At 71.1% G+C, this 16,618-nt stretch carries 14 protein-coding genes; 11 read left to right on the top strand and 3 right to left on the bottom strand.

Translation table 11 applies throughout. The annotated features are described in order from the left end of the window. Nucleotides 1-110 precede the first annotated feature (110 nt). Together ACTIE5_RS15235 and ACTIE5_RS15230 are read left to right on the top strand one after the other, a co-directional pair. Entirely contained in the window at nucleotides 111-851 is a 741-nt protein-coding gene (locus ACTIE5_RS15235) for a metal ABC transporter ATP-binding protein (protein WP_439550549.1), read from the top strand. A 4-nt stretch (nucleotides 852-855) separates the two neighbouring features. After that, complete coding sequence (locus tag ACTIE5_RS15230) at nucleotides 856-1,719, top strand: metal ABC transporter permease (RefSeq protein WP_439550548.1); 864 nt, start codon at nucleotides 856-858, stop codon at nucleotides 1,717-1,719. Nucleotides 1,720-1,726: 7 nt separating this feature from the next. On the opposite strand, the gene ACTIE5_RS15225 is transcribed toward ACTIE5_RS15230, so the two are convergent. Further along, nucleotides 1,727-2,236, bottom strand: a complete 510-nt coding sequence (locus tag ACTIE5_RS15225) for a YqhA family protein (RefSeq protein ID WP_439550547.1) — start codon at nucleotides 2,234-2,236, stop codon at nucleotides 1,727-1,729. A gap of 84 nt (nucleotides 2,237-2,320) precedes the next feature. Between ACTIE5_RS15225 and ACTIE5_RS15220 the strand changes: the two genes are divergently transcribed. From ACTIE5_RS15220 to ACTIE5_RS15190, 7 genes are all read left to right on the top strand, one after another. Beyond that, a complete protein-coding gene (locus ACTIE5_RS15220) occupies nucleotides 2,321-2,671 on the top strand; it encodes a RidA family protein (protein ID WP_092961914.1) in 351 nt (116 codons plus the stop codon). Next, a complete protein-coding gene (locus ACTIE5_RS15215) occupies nucleotides 2,668-3,684 on the top strand; it encodes a potassium channel family protein (RefSeq protein WP_439550546.1) in 1,017 nt (338 codons plus the stop codon). Before ACTIE5_RS15220 ends, ACTIE5_RS15215 begins: the two co-directional genes overlap by 4 nt. Before the next feature lie 79 nt (nucleotides 3,685-3,763). Further along, on the top strand, nucleotides 3,764-4,834 hold the full coding sequence (gene rfbB, locus ACTIE5_RS15210; protein WP_439550545.1) for a dTDP-glucose 4,6-dehydratase: 1,071 nt from the start codon (nucleotides 3,764-3,766) through the stop codon (nucleotides 4,832-4,834). Nucleotides 4,835-4,881: 47 nt separating this feature from the next. Further along, entirely contained in the window at nucleotides 4,882-5,868 is a 987-nt protein-coding gene (locus ACTIE5_RS15205; RefSeq protein ID WP_439550544.1) for an NAD-dependent epimerase/dehydratase family protein, read from the top strand. 14 nt (nucleotides 5,869-5,882) lie between these two features. Beyond that, the gene (locus ACTIE5_RS15200; RefSeq protein ID WP_439550543.1) at nucleotides 5,883-7,013 is read left to right on the top strand and encodes a DegT/DnrJ/EryC1/StrS family aminotransferase; all 1,131 of its coding nucleotides are present in this window, start codon (nucleotides 5,883-5,885) and stop codon (nucleotides 7,011-7,013) included. A gap of 36 nt (nucleotides 7,014-7,049) precedes the next feature. Continuing rightward, nucleotides 7,050-7,790: an SDR family NAD(P)-dependent oxidoreductase gene (locus tag ACTIE5_RS15195; RefSeq protein WP_439550542.1), complete on the top strand. Its 741-nt coding sequence runs from the start codon at nucleotides 7,050-7,052 to the stop codon at nucleotides 7,788-7,790. A 183-nt stretch (nucleotides 7,791-7,973) separates the two neighbouring features. Next, nucleotides 7,974-10,199, top strand: a complete 2,226-nt coding sequence (locus ACTIE5_RS15190) for an ATP-binding protein (protein WP_439550541.1) — start codon at nucleotides 7,974-7,976, stop codon at nucleotides 10,197-10,199. On the opposite strand, the gene ACTIE5_RS15185 is transcribed toward ACTIE5_RS15190, so the two are convergent. Beyond that, a complete protein-coding gene (locus ACTIE5_RS15185; protein ID WP_439550540.1) occupies nucleotides 10,139-11,677 on the bottom strand; it encodes a M81 family metallopeptidase in 1,539 nt (512 codons plus the stop codon). The genes ACTIE5_RS15190 and ACTIE5_RS15185 overlap by 61 nt on opposite strands. Before the next feature lie 101 nt (nucleotides 11,678-11,778). Here ACTIE5_RS15185 and ACTIE5_RS15180 point away from each other — a divergent pair, with 101 nt between their 5' ends. Together ACTIE5_RS15180 and ACTIE5_RS15175 are read left to right on the top strand one after the other, a co-directional pair. Then, nucleotides 11,779-13,323, top strand: coding sequence for an ABC transporter substrate-binding protein (locus ACTIE5_RS15180; RefSeq protein ID WP_439550539.1), 1,545 nt, complete (start codon nucleotides 11,779-11,781; stop codon nucleotides 13,321-13,323). 99 nt (nucleotides 13,324-13,422) lie between these two features. Continuing rightward, a complete protein-coding gene (locus tag ACTIE5_RS15175; protein ID WP_439550538.1) occupies nucleotides 13,423-16,215 on the top strand; it encodes a phosphoenolpyruvate carboxylase in 2,793 nt (930 codons plus the stop codon). Here ACTIE5_RS15175 and ACTIE5_RS15170 read toward each other — a convergent pair whose 3' ends face one another. After that, entirely contained in the window at nucleotides 16,216-16,614 is a 399-nt protein-coding gene (locus ACTIE5_RS15170) for a DUF3574 domain-containing protein (protein ID WP_439550537.1), read from the bottom strand. Nucleotides 16,615-16,618 lie beyond the last annotated feature (4 nt).

Below are 16,618 nucleotides of genomic sequence, written 5' to 3'. Positions count from 1 at the left end.
CCCTCGATCCCCGACCCCCTGGCTCTGTCCTCCGGCGCCGGCGCCCGCCTGGCGCTGGCGGGCCTGGTGCTGGGCGTTCTCTGGGCGGCTGTGGCCTGGGCGATGGCGCTGTGACGGCCCGCGGACCTGCCGTCGAGGTCCGGGACCTGACGGCGACGCATCAGCGCCACCCGGCGGTGCACCACGTCTCCGCCCGGTTCGAACCGGGCAGCCTGACAGCGATCGTCGGGCCCAATGGCGCGGGCAAGACCACCCTGCTGCGCAGCATCGCGGGCCTGCACCGCATCGATTCCGGTCGCGTTGCCATCACGGGGGCCAGCCCCCGCCTGGCGCTGCTGCCGCAGCAATCCGGCATGGACCGCGCCTTTCCGATCCTCTGCCTCGATGTCGTGATGCAGGGGATGTGGTCCAGGCTCGGCGCCTTCCGCGGCGCCACGGGTGCGGACCGGGACCGCGCCCAGGCGGCGCTGGAAGCCGTGGGCCTGGGCGGCTTCGCCCGTCGCCCGGTGGGCGCCATGTCCGCCGGCCAGTTCCAGCGCCTGCTCTTCGCCCGTCTGTTGGTGCAGGACGCGGATTTGATCCTGCTGGATGAGCCCTTCAACGCCGTCGATGCCCGCACCGCGGCCGATCTGCTGGCCGTGGTCCGCCGCTGGCACGGGGAAGGGCGCACCGTGATGGCCGTGCTGCACGACATGGATCTGGTGCGGGACGAATTCCCGCACTGCCTGCTGCTGGCCCGCGAATGCGTCGCCAGCGGCCCGACGGACCAGGTCCTGTCCGCCGCCAACCGCCTGCGCGCCCGCCGGATGGCCGAGGCCTGGGACGAAACCGCCCCCGCCTGCGCGGCCTGATCCCTTGGAAGCGCTGTTCGGCCCCTTCATCGAATTCGGCTTCATGCGCCGGGCGCTGGTGGGTTGCCTGGCGCTGTCCGTCGCGGCGCCCCTGCTCGGCGTCTTCCTCATGCTCCGCCGCACCAGCCTGACGGCGGAGGTCCTGGCCCATGGCGTGACGCCGGGCATCGCGGCCGGCTTCCTCATCGCCGGGCTGTCCGTGCCGGCCATGTCGCTGGGCGGGCTGGTGGCGGGGCTGGCCGTGGCGGTCGGCGCCGGGGCGCTGTCCCGCGCCACGGGGGGGCGGGAGGATGCGGCGCTGACGGCGCTCTATCTCATTGCCCTCGCGCTCGGCGTCACGCTGGTGTCGCTGCGGGGCGATACGGGGGATCTGACGCATCTGCTGTTCGGCCAGGTGCTGGGGGTGGATGACCCCGCTTTGCTGCTGATGGCCGGCGTCGCGACGCTGACCCTGCCGGTGCTGGCGCTGGGCTGGCGGCCGCTGGCGCTGGAATGCTTCGACCCCGGCTTCGCCCAGGCCGAGGGTGTGGGCGGCGGCGCCTGGCACTTGGCCTTCCTCGGCCTGGTGGTGCTGAACGTGCTGGCCGCCTTCCAGGCCATGGGCACGCTGATGGCCGTCGGGTTGATGATGCTGCCCGCCGTGGCGGCGCGGCACTGGTCACGGGAACTGGCGGGGCTCGCCTATGCCGCGGTGGGCCTGGCCGCGGCCGCCAGCCTGGGCGGGCTGCTGGCGAGCTACCACCTGGACCTGCCCTCCGGCCCCGCCATCGTGCTGGCGGCGGGGGGGCTCTGGGTGGTCTCCGTGGTGGCGGGGCCGGTGGACGGGCTGCTCGCCCGCTGGCTGCGGCGGCCGCATCTGGCGGGGTAGGCTGCCCCTATAACTTGCCCGTCTTCTTGCTGTTCGCCGTCACCCGGTCCACCAGCCCCAGCACCAGCGCCCCCAGCAGGAACATGCCGTGGATGGCCAAACCCCAGGTCACGGCGCGGTCGTCGTAATTGCCGATCTCCATGAAGATCTGCAGCAGGTGGATGGAGGAGATGGCGATCAGCGCCGTCGCCAGCTTCAGCTTCAGGTTCCCGGGATCCACCGCCGCCAGCCAGCGCACATCCTTCTCGCCATCCTTGGCCCCCAGCGGGTTGACCAGGCTGTCATAGGAGGAGACGGCCACCATCACGACGAGCGAGGCGACAAGCGCGGCATCCAGCAGGTGCAGCAGATCCAGCAATTGCTGGTTGTCCGCCCCGTTCGCGGCGTTGGTCGCGAACTTCCACAGCTTCTTGAGGAAGCCCACCGCGTAGATCGCGAGGGCCACCACCAGCCCGCCGAAGAACACCACCAGCAGGTAGCGGCTGGCGATCATGGCCTTGTCGAGGATGGACTGCATGTCAGGCTCCCGGTTATGCGCGATGTGGCATTCGCCGGCGCGGTTTGGAAGCTTGCCACGCCGCCATCATGACGGGAGACGACCATGACCATTCGCCGCATCGCGGAGGAGCAGCGCCTTTCGGGCGCCGTGATGGGGGGCGGCATCATCTGGCTGGCCGGCCAGGTGGCGGATGACCCGACGCTGGACGCCGAAGGGCAGACGGCCGACATCCTGGCCCAGATCGACGCCCTGCTGGCGGAGGCCGGGACCGACAAGCGCGCGCTGATGTCGGTGACGATCGTGCTGGCCGATATCCGGGACGCGCCGGCGATGAACCGCGCCTGGGATGCCTGGCTCGATGCCGGCGCCAAGCCCGCCCGCATGACGATCGAGGCCGCGCTTGTCGATCCGCGCTGGAAGGTGGAGATCACCGGCGTGGCGCTGGCGCCGTGAACCCGCTTCCGCCGCGCCGGCTGCTGCATGCCTGGGCGCGGTCCGTCGCCTTCACCGTCGCGCTGTCCCTGCTGGTGGCGCTGGGGGTGGGGGATGAGGGGCTGGCGCTTCCGGCCGTGGTGCTGGGCGTGGCGGGGCTCGGGCTCGGCCTGCTGTATCGCCTGTTCCCGCGCGGGCTGCATTTCGCCTTCGGCACGGCGACGGGCCTGGCGCTCTATGCCACGCTCTTCGTCGTGCTGGGGCGGGCGCAATTCCCGCAGGCCGCGGAATGGTCCCGCCCTATCGCCTTCCTGCTGCCGGTGCTGGCCTTCCTGGGCACCGTCTTCTGGCGCCGGCGCGAATTGGCGGAGATCGCGGAGAAGCAGGAGGCCGAGAGCCTGGACCTGCTGCCCTATGCCGCGCGCTGGCTGGCCGGGGTCTCCGCCGTGGGGCTGGTCTGCTTCGCGCTGCCGGTGAACCGCCTGGCGCCGGAATGGCAGGCGCTGACGCTGATGGTGGCGATGGCCGCGATCGGCGGCGTGGCAGCCTACTCGGTCCGGGACGTGGTGCGGTTGCTGGTCGATGTGGCGCTGATCATGGAGGAACTGGGCAGCCGCGCCCGCCACCTGGCGGTGCCGATCGTGGCCTTCCTGCTGATGTATGCGCTGCTGGTCATCGGCTTCGGTGCCACCTACCGCATCGCCGACGGGCTCAGCCACCACGCGCTGTTCATGGGGCCAGACGGGCCGATCCGGCTGAGCTATTCGGATGCGCTGCACTTCTCCATCGCGACGCTCTCTACCGTCGGCTATGGCGATATCCGCCCCGCCGACGACGGCGCGCGGGTGCTGGCGAGCCTGGAGGTGCTGGCGGGCCAGCTGCTGCTGCTGTTCGGCTTCGCCGAGATCATGCGCAGCCGCCGGGTGCGGACGGAAGGCCCGGCCGGCCGGGCGCGGGTGGCGGCGGACGCCCATGTAGACCCTGGCGGGGCCGCCGGGCATTCTCCGCCGCCGCGCGGCCATGGCGGGCACTGAGGCACCGCAGTGCCGACACGCCCGGGCCGTGGGGCTGCCTTAATTCAGGATCATTCCTGACGCCGACCGAGGAGTGGACATGCGTATCCTGCTGACGGGTGGCCTGGGGTTCATCGGTTCCGCCGTGATCCGCCGCCTGATCGCCACCACCGACCATGTGGTGGTGAATGTGGACAAGGAGACCTATGCGGCGAGCCATGAGGCGCTGGACGCCGCCCGCGGCCACGCCCGGCACGTCCACCTGAAGGCCGATATCTGCGACCCCGCCGCCATGGCCGCCGCCTTCGCGGAATGGCAGCCGGAGGTGGTGATGCATTTGGCGGCCGAGAGCCATGTGGACCGGTCCATCGACGGCCCGGCGGAGTTCATCCGCACCAACGTCGTCGGCACCCAGGTCCTGCTGGAAGCGGCGCGGGCCTATTGGTCGGGCCTGGACGCCCCCCGCAAGGCGGCCTTCCGCTTCCACCACATCTCGACCGACGAGGTCTTCGGCAGCCTGGAATCGGTTGAAGAAAAACCCTTCGACGAACACACGCCCTATGACCCGCGCAGCCCCTACAGCGCGTCCAAGGCGGCGTCGGACCATCTGGTGCGGGCCTGGCACCACACCTACGGGTTTCCCGCCTTCGTCTCCAACACCACGAACAACTACGGCCCCTGGCAATTCCCGGAGAAGCTGATCCCGCTGGTCAGCCTCAACGCGCTGGATGGCAAGCCGCTGCCGGTCTATGGCGATGGCTCCAACATCCGCGACTGGATCCATGTGGAGGACCATGCGGAGGCGCTGGTGCTGGCGGCGCTGCATGCCGGCAAGCCCGGCGGGACCTATTGCATCGGCCCGCGGCAGGAACGCAGCAACCTCCAGGTCGTGCACGCCATCTGCGCCGTGCTGGACCGGCTGCGGCCGGACCCCGCGGGGCCCCGCGCGCGGCTGATCACCTTCGTGAAGGACCGGCCGGGCCATGATTTCCGCTACGCCATGGACCCCACCTCGGCCGAGGTCGCGCTGGGCTGGCGGGCGAAATACGATTTCGAGAGTGGGCTGGAGCACACCTTGCGCTGGTACCTCGACCATGAGGATTGGTGGGGCCCGATCCGCGCGCGGCGCTATGCGGGGCAGCGGCTGGGCGGCGCCAACACGGCAGGTTGATGCCTGTGGGGGCGGAACGACGACGGAAGGAAACGGTTTCGGTGGCCATGGATAATTGGCGCGGCAAGCGGGTTCTGGTGACGGGCGGGGCGGGGTTCCTGGGCAGCGGCATCTGCCATGCCCTGGCGGCGCAGGGCGCGCGGGTGGTGGCGCTGGACGCCATGGTGCCGGATGGCGGCGCCAATCCGCTGAACCTGGAAGGCAGCAACGTGATGCTGGTGCGCGGCGACATCCGCGACGCCGAGATGCACAGCCTGTGCAATGGCATCGACGTGCTGTTCAACATGGCCGCCCAGACCAGCCATATGGGCGGGCAGAAGGACCCGGTTTCCGACATCGCCATCAATGCCGTGGCGCAGGTGCGGCTGATCGGCATCATGCGGGAAGCGGCGCCGAAGGCGGTGGTGGTGCATGCCTCCACAAGGCAGTTCTACGGCCGCCCGCAATACATGCCGGTGGATGAGAAGCACACGGTGAACCCGCCGGATTCCAACGGCGTCTCCAAATGGGCGGGGGAGCAGTACTGGCTGCTGGAGAACCGGGTGCATGGCCGCCCCGTCGTCTCCCTTCGTTTGACCAATTGCTACGGCCCGCGGCTGCGCATCAAGGATGCGCGGCAGACCTTCCTCGGCATCTGGATCCGCCGGGTGCTGGAAGGGGAGGCCTTCGAGGTCTGGGGCGGCGAGCAGCTGCGCGACCTCACCTACCTCGACGACGTCACCGATGCCTTTCTCCGCGCGGCCAGCCACGCGACGGAGCCGCAGGTGAATGGCCATGTCTTCAACATCGGCGGTCCGCCCCCACTCTCGCTGAAGGATCTGGCGGATCGCCTGGTCGCGGCGAATGGCGGCAAGGGCAGCTATGTCATGAAGGAATTCCCGGCCGATCGCGCGCAGATCGACATCGGCAGCTACGCCGCCGATGACCGCGCCTTCCGCGCCGCCACCGGCTGGTGGCCGCGGGTGGATGTGGATGAAGGCCTGCGCCGATCGCTCGAATGGTACCGTCCGCGTCTCGACGAATACGTGGCCTGAGGGGGCCGATCACCATGAATGCCACCACCATCACCGTCCCGCAGGCCGATCCCGGCGCGAGCTACCGCGCCCATAAGGAGGAGATCGACGCCGCCGCGCTGCGCGCGTTGGGCTCCGGCTGGTACATCCTGGGCAAGGAAGGCGAGGCCTTCGAAAAGGAATACGCGGCCTGGCAGGGCCAGAAGCGCGCCGTCGGCTGCGCCAACGGCACGGATGCGCTGGCGCTGACGCTCCGCGGCATGGGCATCGGCCCGGGCTGCACCGTCGTCACCGTCTCCCACACCGCCGTGGCCACGGTGGCGGCGATCGAGATGACGGGCGCGACGCCCCTGCTGGTCGATATCGACCCCGACACCTTCACCATGGATGCGGATGAGCTGGTGGCGGTGCTGGACGACCCGCCGCCGGGCCTGCCGCCGATCCGCGCCATCATCCCGGTGCATCTTTACGGCCAGGCCTGCGACCTCGACCCCATGCTGGCGGCCTGCCGCGCGCATGGCGTGATGGTCATCGAGGATTGCAGCCAGGCGCATGGCGCGTCGCTCACGGGGCGTAAGGTCGGCACCATGGGGGACGCCGCCTGCTTCTCCCTGTACCCGACCAAGAACCTGGGCGCGCTGGGCGATGGCGGCGTGCTGACCACGGATGACGAGGCCCTGGCCGACCGCATCGGCGCCATCCGGCAATACGGGTGGAAGGAGCGCTACATCAGCGACGGCGTGGGCGTGAACAGCCGGCTCGATGAGATCCAGGCCGCCATCCTGCGCGTGAAGCTGAACTACCTCGATGCCGGGAACGCCCGCCGCCAGGCGATCGCGGCGGCGTATGACGAGGCGTTGGCCGGCACGCGCTACGCCGCGCCGATCCGGCGCGTGGGGTCCGGCCATGTCTTCCACCAGTATGTCCTGCGGGTGCCGGAACGCGCGGCGCTGATGGCCAGGCTGCGGGCGGAAGGCGTGGCCACCGCCATCCACTATCCGTCCCCCGTCCACCTGCAGCCCGCCTATCGCGGCCGCACGCCCCTGGGACCGGCCGGCTGCGCGGAGACGGCGCGGGCGGCGGCGGAAGTGATGAGCCTGCCCATGTTCCCGGAACTCACCGATGCCCAGGTCGGGCATGTTTGCACGGTGCTCCGGGGGTTGTAGCAAGCGGGATCACCATAACCGGGGGATCCCAGGACCATGACGACGAAGAAGACCGCCCTCATCACCGGCGCCGGCCGCAACATCGGCCGCGCCATCGCCCTCGGCCTGGCGGAGGATGGGTTCAACGTCGTCATCAACGGCTCCTCCGACCGCGCGGCAGCGGAAGCGGTGGCGGCCGAGGCCCGGGTGAAGGGCGTCGGCGCGCTGGTCGCCATGGGCGATGTCGGCAGCCCCGAGGATTGCCGGCGCATCGCGGCGGAGGCGATTGCCGCCTTCGGCGCGGTTGATGTGCTGGTGAACAACGCCGCGCTGCGCCCCCAGCACAAGTTTCTCGAATTGACCCCGGCGGAGTTCCGCCGGGTGATGGCCGTGGACCTGGAAGGCGCCATCTGGCTGTCCCAGGCCTGCATCCCTGGGATGCTGGAGCGCGGCTGGGGCCGGATCGTGAACTTCACCGGCATGAACGCGATCCATGGCTATGCCGGCAGGGCGCCCGTTTCCGTCGCCAAGCATGGCCTCTGGGGCCTGACGAAGTCGCTCGGCAAGGAATTCGGGCCGAAGGGCATCACGGTGAACGCCATCTCCCCGGGCCCGATCGAGGCCGATGACGACCAGCCCGGCGTCCAGACCCACCGCCACGGCTATGTCGCCAAGGTGCCGGTGGGCCGCATGGGCAAGCCCGCGGAGGTCGCTTCCGTGGTGCGGATGCTGGTCAGCCCGGGCGGCGCCTATGTGAACGGCCAGATGCTGGCGGTGAATGGCGGCGCGGAAACCTGACACCAAGTTTCTATTCGCGCCGTGTCGTCAAGATTTTGGACACAGCCTCGCGCGAAGATGATGTTAGGATGAGGGTGCCGGGGGCCTGAAGCAGGCCCATGGCGCGCCATGCCCCGGCCCCGCTGGCCCGGGGCCAGGCGGGCCTTGGCATTGGGGGCGATGGAAGCGCAGCAGCAAGGCCGGGTGCGTGAGACGGAACCGGAGGCCTTCCGCTTCCGGCCGCTGCGCGCCTGGGCTTCAAGGCCGGGCCGGGCCCGGGCGCTGGGTGTCCTGGCCGGGCTCATGCTGGCCGTCTGCTTCCTTTCCCTCTTCGCCCTGCTCGGCCAGCGCGAACAGCGCGCCGCGTCAGAGGAAGCGCGCCGCGACGTGATCGGCGTGCTCGCCAGCGTGGTGGACCAGCTGACCCGCGCGCTGGAAACCACCGATATCCTGCTGATCGAGATGGTGCGCGGCATCGAGCAACGCGGCCAGCCCTGGGAGATCGACCGCGTCGGCATGCGCCTGGCGCAGCTGCCCCACCTCCGCGCCGCGGCGGTCGTGAATGCGGAAGGGCGGATCGTCTTCTCGACGGAGGAGGCGCTGCTGGGCACCTCTCTGGCGGACCGGCGGTGGCTGGAGGTTTCGCCCAGCGGGGCCTCCCAGCTCGCGATCGGCAGCCCGGAGCCGGGGCGCTTCCTCGGCCGGCCCGGCCAGACCATCCAGCAGGCGGGGCGGTGGAGCATCCCGCTGCTGCGGCCCATCCTGGACCCGAACGGCCTGCCGGGCGGCTTCGTCATCGCGCTGATGAACCCGGAATACCTCACCGCCATCGGCCAGCGCGCGGCGGATGCCTTCGAGGTTTCCGTCCGTTTCCACCGGCTGGATGCCGTGCTGCTGGCGCGGTCCGACGGAAGGGCGGAGGGCGTCGGCATCGCCAACCCCGCCGCCTGGCTGTTCCGGGATTACCTGCCGCGGCTCGATGCCGGCATCCAGCAGATGGAGGACAGCACCGGCGCCCCCGCCACCGCCGCCTTCGGCGTCACCGCCACCGGCATGATGGTGGTGGAGGTGTCGCGGACGCTCGATCTGATCCTGGCGCCGGTCCATCGCCACCGGCTTGAGATCGGCCTCGGCATCGGTGTGCTGGCCATCGTCACGCTGGTCTGCCTGGCGGTGATGATCCGCTTCAGCCGCCTGGTGCAGGCCCAGCAGGACGCCGCCAGCGCGGCGGAGGAACGCCACCAGATGGCGGCGCGGGAGACGGCGCTGCTGCGGTCCAGCCGGGCGGAGACGACCCGCCTGCTGGATGGCGTGCCGACGCTGATGTTCCAGGTGGAAGTCTCCCCCCGCGCATCCCCCCGCTATCGCCGCATCGGCGGCAATGTGGAGGCGGTGACGGGCTGGCCGGCGGAGGTGATCGAGGCGCCCGGCGGCTGGGCGGCGCTGCGCGCGCCAGAGCCCGACGCCTTCAACGAATTCATGGAGGCGGTGGCGCGGGAGGGACAGTCCCAGCGCGAGTTCCGCCTGCGCCAGCCCGATGGCGGCGGCCGCTGGCTGCGCACCGTTGCCGCCGTGACCCAGCGGCGCGGGGACGGTGTGGTGGAGATCGTCGGCTACACCGCCGATGTCAGCGCGGAGCGGGAGCGCGCCGGGCAGCTGGCCGCGGCCGGGCGCCTCGCCTCGCTGGGCGAGATGGCGACGGGCCTGGCCCATGAACTCCGCCAGCCCCTGACCATCATGTCCCTGGCCGCGCAGAACCTGCAGAAGGCGCTGGATTCCGGCCGGCTTTCCGCGGCGCGGCAGCGGATCGAACGCATCGTCGAGCAATCCGCCCGCGCCGGGAACATCATCGAACACCTCCGCCGCTTCGCCCGCGGATCGGATGAGGCGACGCCCACGGAACCCGTGGCGCTGGAGGCGGCGGTGGAGGGCGCCATGACGCTGGTCGGCGGGTCGCTGCGCGACGCCGATGTCGCCGTCTCCGTCGATTTCGGCGCCGCATCGCCGGTCGTGATGGGGCATCTGGTGGGGCTGGAGCAGGTGCTGGTGAACCTGCTGATGAATGCCTGCCACGCGATGGAAACCCTGCCGCCGGGCCAGCCGCGCCACATCACCATCGCGCTGGGCGCGGCGCCGCCGGAAGGCCGGGTGGAATTGCAGCTGCGCGATACCGGCGGCGGCATCGCGCCCAGGGTGCTGGCCCGGATCTTCGAACCCTTCGTCACCACCAAGGGCGTGGACAAGGGCACGGGCCTCGGCCTGTCCATCTGCCATGGCCTGGTGAAGGCCATGGGCGGCAGCATCGCCGCGCGGAACGAGGATGGCGGCGCGGTCTTCACCATCACCCTCCTCCAGTCGGAGGCGGTCGCTCAGTCGCCGCGGAGCGAGGCGCCGCCGGCCTTCCATTCCATCGCCGCGTCCAACGGGTAGATCGGGCGCGGCACTTCCCGCCAGGGCACGCGCGCCAGCACCACGGTGGTCAGGCCGGGCACATCGACCTCGATGATCCGGTCGGGGGTCCAGATGTCGTCGAAGCCGGCGCGGAAATGCCCGCGGGACTTCACCACCAGCGACCGCACGGCGCGGAGATCGACGCCGAGCGATTCCACCATCCGCGGTTCCGCCAATTGCCGGCGGTTGGTGACGACGGCGACTCGCACGCCGCCGATGCGCAGCAAGGCGGTCGCGCCGGTGGAGACGCTGCGGCCGCGATAGATGCCGCGGCGGCCGACGACCTCCCCCTCGCTCAGCGCCTCCACCACCGCCTCGGCCTCGAAGGGCTTCGAGAAGATGTTGGTCTCATCGCGGTTGAAGCGGGCGATGAAACGCGCGCCGAGGCCGAGCGCATGGGCCTCCGCCGCCAGGGCGGGGTCGTTGTGGATGCCGAAGACGGCGCCCTCCACGCCCGCCTTCACGAAGGATTCGAGGATGAAGGCGGTGTTGCCGCGCCCGCCGCCGCCGGGATTGTCGGCGACATCGGCGAAGAGGAGGGAGGGCGCCGCGGCCTCGCGCCCGGCGGCCAGGGCCATCGCCGTCGCGTCCTCCAGGCTCGTCAAATTGGTGATCCACGTCGAGCGCGTGGACCAGATCCAGGCCGCGATCTCCTCCGCCACCTGTTGCGCCCGCGCGCCGTCGGTGCGGGTGGTGACGATGACGGAAAGCCCGTTCTTCGGCGTGTCGCCCAGCGAGAAGCCGGAGGAGATGGAGACGTTCAGCACCTCATGGTCCAGGTAGCGCTGGCCGAAGGCGATGGCATCGGCATAGGGACCGCCGGCGGTGTTCTGGCTGGTGGCGGGCGGGATGAAGGGCAGTTTCACGAAGGCGCTGCGCGGCCGCATGCCGCCCAGCATGGCGCGCATCACCGCCGCGCATTCCGCCCCGCGCTCCGCCTGGTCCACATGCGGGTTGGTGACGTAGGCGGCCAGCATGTCCGCGGCCTCCACCATCGACCAGGCGACATTGGCATGCAGGTCGAGCGTGCCGAGGATGGGGACATCCGGGCCCACGATGGCGCGGACACGCTTCAGCAGCGTGCCATCGGGGTCGCGGTCCACGGTCGCGGTCGCGGCGCCATGCAGCGCCAGGAAGACGCCATCCAGCGGCATCGCCGCGCGCAGCGCCGATTCCAGCCGCGCCACCACATCGTCGAAGACATCCTGGTCCATGGGGCCGGAGGCACCGGCCGTGGCGGCGATGGTGAAGACGGGCTGCCAGGGCCGGCCGGCATCCATCGCACGCATGAAGCCCGAAAGCCCCGCCGGCGCGCGGGGTGCGGGCTTCGCCAGGTCCGCTTCCAGCGCATCGCCTTCCAGCCAGCAGGAAGCCTCGAACTCCGCCCGCGTGGCGACCGGCGCATGGCCGTTGCTTTCCAGCATGAAGCCGCCGAGTGCGATGCGTGGGCCTGTCATGGCGCGTTTTCCCCTAAAGCGAGGGAAGCCTATGGCCGTGGCGCTGGCGCGTCCATGCGCGGCCGGGCAGGATGGGGGCGGGGCGACGGGAGGCCCGAATCATGAAAAAGACCATCATCGCCGCGGCGATGCTCGCCCTGGGGGCGAGTGGCGCGACCGCGCAGAACCTGACCATCGCGACCAGCCTGTCGCTGAACACGATGGACCCGCATTTCTTCAACGGCTTCCCCGCGGGGTCCGCGCATCCGCAGATCTGGGACGCGCTGACCGAGATCGACGAGAATTTGCAGGTGAAACCGGGCCTCGCCACCGCCTGGCGGCTGATCGACGCGAATACCTGGGAATTCGACCTCCGTCCCGGCGTGCGCTTCCATGACGGCACGCCCTTCACCGCCGCCGACATCACCGCGACCTTCGCGCGGGTGCCCAACGTGCAGAACAGCCCGGCGCTGTTCACCAGCTTCATCCGGACGGTGCGGGAGGTGACCGTGGTGAACGACACCACCATCCGCATCACCACCAGCACCCCGACCGCGACTCTGCCGGGGGACCTGGCCCGCGTGCTGCTGGTGGCCGCACGGGATGCCGGGCAGACGACCAGCGAATTCAACGCCGGCCGCGTGAACGGCACCGGACCCTATCGCTTCGCCGGCTACGTCAACAGCGAAAGCCTGTCGCTGACGCGCAGCGATACGCATTGGGGCCCGCGCGCCGCCTGGGGCAACGTCACCATCCGCACCATCGCGCGGGACCCGTCCCGCGTCGCGGCGCTGCTGGCGGGCGATGTGGACGCGATCGACCAGGTGCCGACGGGCGACAAGGCGCGCATCGCGGCCGATCCGCGCTTCCGCCTGTTCAGCGGCCCCGCGGCTGTCGTGCATTACATCGCCCTCGACAGTGCGCGGCCGGAAAGCCCCTTCGTGCAGGGGCGGGATGGCACGCCGGTGCGCAACCCGCTGATGGATGTCCGCGTCCGCCAGGCGCTGTCGATGGCGATCGACCGCAACGCCATCGTGACTCGGTTGATGGAAGGCAGCGCGACCGCCGCCAGCCAGTTCCTGCCCAACAGCATCGACGGCACCAGCCCCAATCTCCGCCCCACCCCGCATGACCCCGCCCGCGCCCGCGCGCTGCTGGCGGAGGCAGGCTTCCCCCAGGGCTTCCGCCTGACGCTGCACGCGACGACGGACCGCTACCCCAAGGATGAACAGGTGGCCCAGGCCATCGCGCAAATGTGGAACCGCGCCGGCATCCAGGCCTCCGTCGCCGGGGTGGCGGGCCAGGTCTTCTTCACGGAGGCGACGCGCCAGGCCTATTCCGCCTTCATAGCGCAATACGGCACCAATGAAGCGGGCGAGGGGCCCCGCGCCGTGGTGCACAGCTTCGAGGCCGGGCGCGGCTACGGCAACGCCAATCGCACGCGCTATTCCAACCCGCGCGTCGATGCGCTGATCCAGGACGCCATGGCCGAGATCGACCCAGACCGCCGGCGCGCGAAGCTGCATACCGCGATCGATGCGGCCTTCGAGGATGTGGCCCTGATCCCGATCTTCCATCCCTCCTGGGATTTCGCGGCCAAGCGGGGCATCACCATCACCAGCCGGCCGGAGCGCCGCTTCAACGCGCTGATGATGCGGCCGGATTAGGCGCGGCCTGCCCGATCCGGCGGCGGATTCGTTGCGGGGCCACGGCGCCCCGCGATTCGGTGCTGGCGCCGGCCCGCTTCGCAGGTGCAGCATCGGGCCATGCCCGACGTCCAAGCCCCTGCGCCTGACCCCGTCGCCGAGACCCTGGCCGACCTCCTGGCCCGCCTGAAGGAGGCGCGGGAGGCCGCGGCCACCGACCCCTTCGGGGACCCGGTGCTGCTGATGGCGCTGGCGGTCAGCCGGCGGCTGGATGATGGCAGGCTGGACGCGCCCGCCATCGCCGCGCTGATCGGCCGGATCGCCGATGATGCCGCGGCGGAACGCGCGCAGCGCCTGGCGAATTACGTCGGCATCGGCCGCGCCGGCGGGCTGGATGCGCTGGCGGCGCGGCTGGTGCGGCCCGATCCCGATGACAGCCCCGTGCCCTTCGCCGCCTATCGGGAGGCGGTGGAGCGCCCGCGCTTCGCGGCGGTCTTCACGGCGCATCCCACCTTCTCCCTGCCCCCCGGCACCAATGCGGCGGTCGCGGCCGCGGCCTCCGGCGGCACCATGCCGCGCGGCCTCGCGCATCGCCCGGCGGCGCCGACGCTCACGGAGGAATTCGTCCAGGCCGCCGCCGCCATCGCGCGGGGGCGGGATGCGCTGGATGAACTCGCCGCTGCCCTGCTGCTGGCTGCGCAGGGGGTCTGGGGGGATCGCTGGCAGCAATTGCGGCCCTCGCCCGTGCTGCTCTCGACCTGGGTCGGCTACGACACGGATGGCCGTACCGATATCGGCTGGTGGGACACGATCGGGCTGCGGCTGACGATGAAGCGGCTGCAGCTGCAGCGCCTTGCCGCGCAGCTTTCGCCGCTGGGTGACGGCGTCGCTGCCCTGGCCGCGCGCGTGCTGCTGGCCGAACAGGCGGTGGCGGCGCAGCTGGAAGCCCTGCCGAGCGGCCCGAAGCCCGATGAGGTGCAGGCCTTCGCCGCCGTGCTTGTCGGCCGGCGCGACGATGCGCTGGTCGATCCCGCGCCGCTGCTGGCGCTGTTCCCCGCCGCCATGGCGGCCGCGCCGGATGATGCCACGCGCCTCAAGCTCGCCGTCGCGCGCGCGGGGCTGGCCGCGCATGGGCTGGCGCTCGCGCATACCCATACGCGCCTCAACGCCAGCCAGATCCACAACGCGCTGCGCCAGCGCCTCGGCCTCACCGCCGCGCCGGATGACATGGCCAGCCGCCGCGGCCTGCTCACGCAGATCAACCAGGCGCTGGCGGAGGTCGAGGCCCAGCCTGTCGATTTCGGCGCGCTGCTGGCGGAACAGGCCTCCGCCGCCAAGCTGATGATGACGGTCGCGCAGATCACCAAGCATGTGGACGCCTCCCAGCCCGTGCGCTTCCTGATCGCGGAGACGGAGACGGGCTACACGCTGCTCGGCGCGCTGTGGCTGGCGAAGCGCCTCGGCATCGCGGAGCGGATCGAGATCTCGCCCCTGTTCGAGACGGCGGAGGCGCTGGAGCGCGGCGACCGGGTGGTGGAGGAGGCGCTCCGCAGCCCGCATTTCCGCGACTACCTGCGGGCGCAGGGAAGGCTCTGCCTGCAATTCGGCTATTCCGATTCCGGCCGCTATGTTGGCCAGCTTCCCGCGAGCTACCTGGCGGAACGGCTCAAGCTGCGGCTGGCGGACCAGCTGCGGCGGCACGGGCTGAACGACCTCGAACTCGTGTTGTTCGACACGCATGGGGAGAGCATCGGCCGCGGCGGGCATCCGGACAGCCTGGCGGATCGGCTCGACTACCTCTCCCCGCCCCAGGCGCGCAGCGCGCTGACCAAGGTCGGGCTGAAACTGCGGGAGGAGAGCAGCTTCCAGGGCGGCGATGGCTACCTGCTGTTCGGCACGCCGCAACTCGCCGCCGCCACCATCGCCCGCATCGCCGAGCACGCCTTCGCGCCGCCGGAGCGCGAGCCCGACCCGATCTACGCCGAAAGCGACTGGGCCGCGGATTTCTTCGCCACGATACGGCGGGAGATGCAGGAACTGGTGGAAGACCCCGGCTATGCCGCGCTGCTGGGCGCGTTCGGCCCCGGGCTGCTGGACCGCACGGGATCACGCCCCGCCGCGCGGCAATCGGACATGGGCGGGCCGTCCCGCATCAGCCACCCCAGCCAGCTTCGCGCCATCCCCAACAACGCCATCCTCCAGCAAATGGGATGGCTGGCGAACACCCTGCACGGCCTGGGCGCCGCGGCGGCGGCCAACCCCGATGCCTTCGCGGACCTCCGCGCGCGCAGCCCCCGCTTCGCCCGGGCACTCGCCATGGCGGCGCGGGCGGCGGCGAGTTCCGATATCGGCGTGCTGCGCGCGGCGGTGGATACGCTGGACCCCGGCCCCTGGCTGGACCGCGCCGGCGCCACCCAGCGCCCGGGGCGGCGGGAGGAGTTGATGGCGGTGGCGGAGGCGCTGGAGAAGCTGGACCTCTCCGCCGTCGTCGTCCGCATGTTCCGGCGCCTGCAGGCCGACCATCTGGCGCTGCGTGCCGCCTGGCCGGACCTGCCGCGGATGCCGGACCGCCTCGTGCTGCTGCATGCGCTGCGGCTCGCGCTGATCCACCGCATCTGGCTGCTGGCGGTGGCGCTGCCGGAATTCAGCCCGCGCCATGGCGCGACGCGGGACAGCCTGGTGGCCGGCATCCTGCAACTGGATGTGGAGCGCGCGCTGAAACTGCTGGCGGAGGTCTTCCCGGCGAACCCGGACCCGTCCTCGGGCCTCGATTTCCATGAGCCGGCGCCGGAACGCACCAGCAATTCCTATGCGGCCGAGCATGCGGCGCTGTTCAGGCCGATGGGGCAGCTGTTCGCGCTGGTGCGCGAATGCAGCGCGGCGATCGTGCATGAGGTGGGTGCGTTTGGGTGATCAGAAGCCCAGGCACACCGCCTGTGTCGTGACCATCACGCTTTCCTGCCGGAAACGCTCGCGATAGGTCGCGATGACCGGCGCCAGCCGCCGCTGCGCTTCCGCGGCATCCCCGCCGGGCAGGGCCACGACGAGCACCTTGCTGTGTTGGCGGCTGATGGTCCCGGCGCGGCCGCGCCACTGGCCGGCGCCGTCCAGGACGGTCAGGCCGTCGGGGAAGGCCGGTGTCACGGCGTCGTCCATGAAGCGGGTCCAGGCAGCGTCGGTAACGATCTCCTCGCCCCCCGCCGTCCGGCCGAAATAGGCGCTGGCGAGGGTCGCGGGGGAAAGGCCCGGCGGGCAGGGGGGCTGCGTGGCGCAGCCTGCGAGCAGCAGCAGGGACAGCAGGGCGGGGCGCATGGCG

The organism is Falsiroseomonas sp., assembly GCF_051859025.1.
GTDB lineage: Bacteria > Pseudomonadota > Alphaproteobacteria > Acetobacterales > Acetobacteraceae > Falsiroseomonas.
Note: the sequence above shows the minus strand (reverse complement) of the source record. Positions and strands in the feature narration are given on the sequence as shown.

Excerpts from the sequence above, each read along its gene's own strand:
- ACTIE5_RS15225 (WP_439550547.1), bottom strand. The coding sequence starts at position 2,236 with ATGCAGTCCATCCTCGACAAGGCCATGATCGCCAGCCGCTACCTGCTG.
- ACTIE5_RS15220 (WP_092961914.1), top strand. The coding sequence starts at position 2,321 with ATGACCATTCGCCGCATCGCGGAGGAGCAGCGCCTTTCGGGCGCCGTG.
- rfbB (WP_439550545.1), top strand. The coding sequence starts at position 3,764 with ATGCGTATCCTGCTGACGGGTGGCCTGGGGTTCATCGGTTCCGCCGTG.
- ACTIE5_RS15205 (WP_439550544.1), top strand. The coding sequence starts at position 4,882 with ATGGATAATTGGCGCGGCAAGCGGGTTCTGGTGACGGGCGGGGCGGGG.
- ACTIE5_RS15200 (WP_439550543.1), top strand. The coding sequence starts at position 5,883 with ATGAATGCCACCACCATCACCGTCCCGCAGGCCGATCCCGGCGCGAGC.
- ACTIE5_RS15195 (WP_439550542.1), top strand. The coding sequence starts at position 7,050 with ATGACGACGAAGAAGACCGCCCTCATCACCGGCGCCGGCCGCAACATC.
- ACTIE5_RS15185 (WP_439550540.1), bottom strand. The coding sequence starts at position 11,677 with ATGACAGGCCCACGCATCGCACTCGGCGGCTTCATGCTGGAAAGCAAC.
- ACTIE5_RS15180 (WP_439550539.1), top strand. The coding sequence starts at position 11,779 with ATGAAAAAGACCATCATCGCCGCGGCGATGCTCGCCCTGGGGGCGAGT.
- ACTIE5_RS15175 (WP_439550538.1), top strand. The coding sequence starts at position 13,423 with ATGCCCGACGTCCAAGCCCCTGCGCCTGACCCCGTCGCCGAGACCCTG.
- ACTIE5_RS15170 (WP_439550537.1), bottom strand. The coding sequence starts at position 16,614 with ATGCGCCCCGCCCTGCTGTCCCTGCTGCTGCTCGCAGGCTGCGCCACG.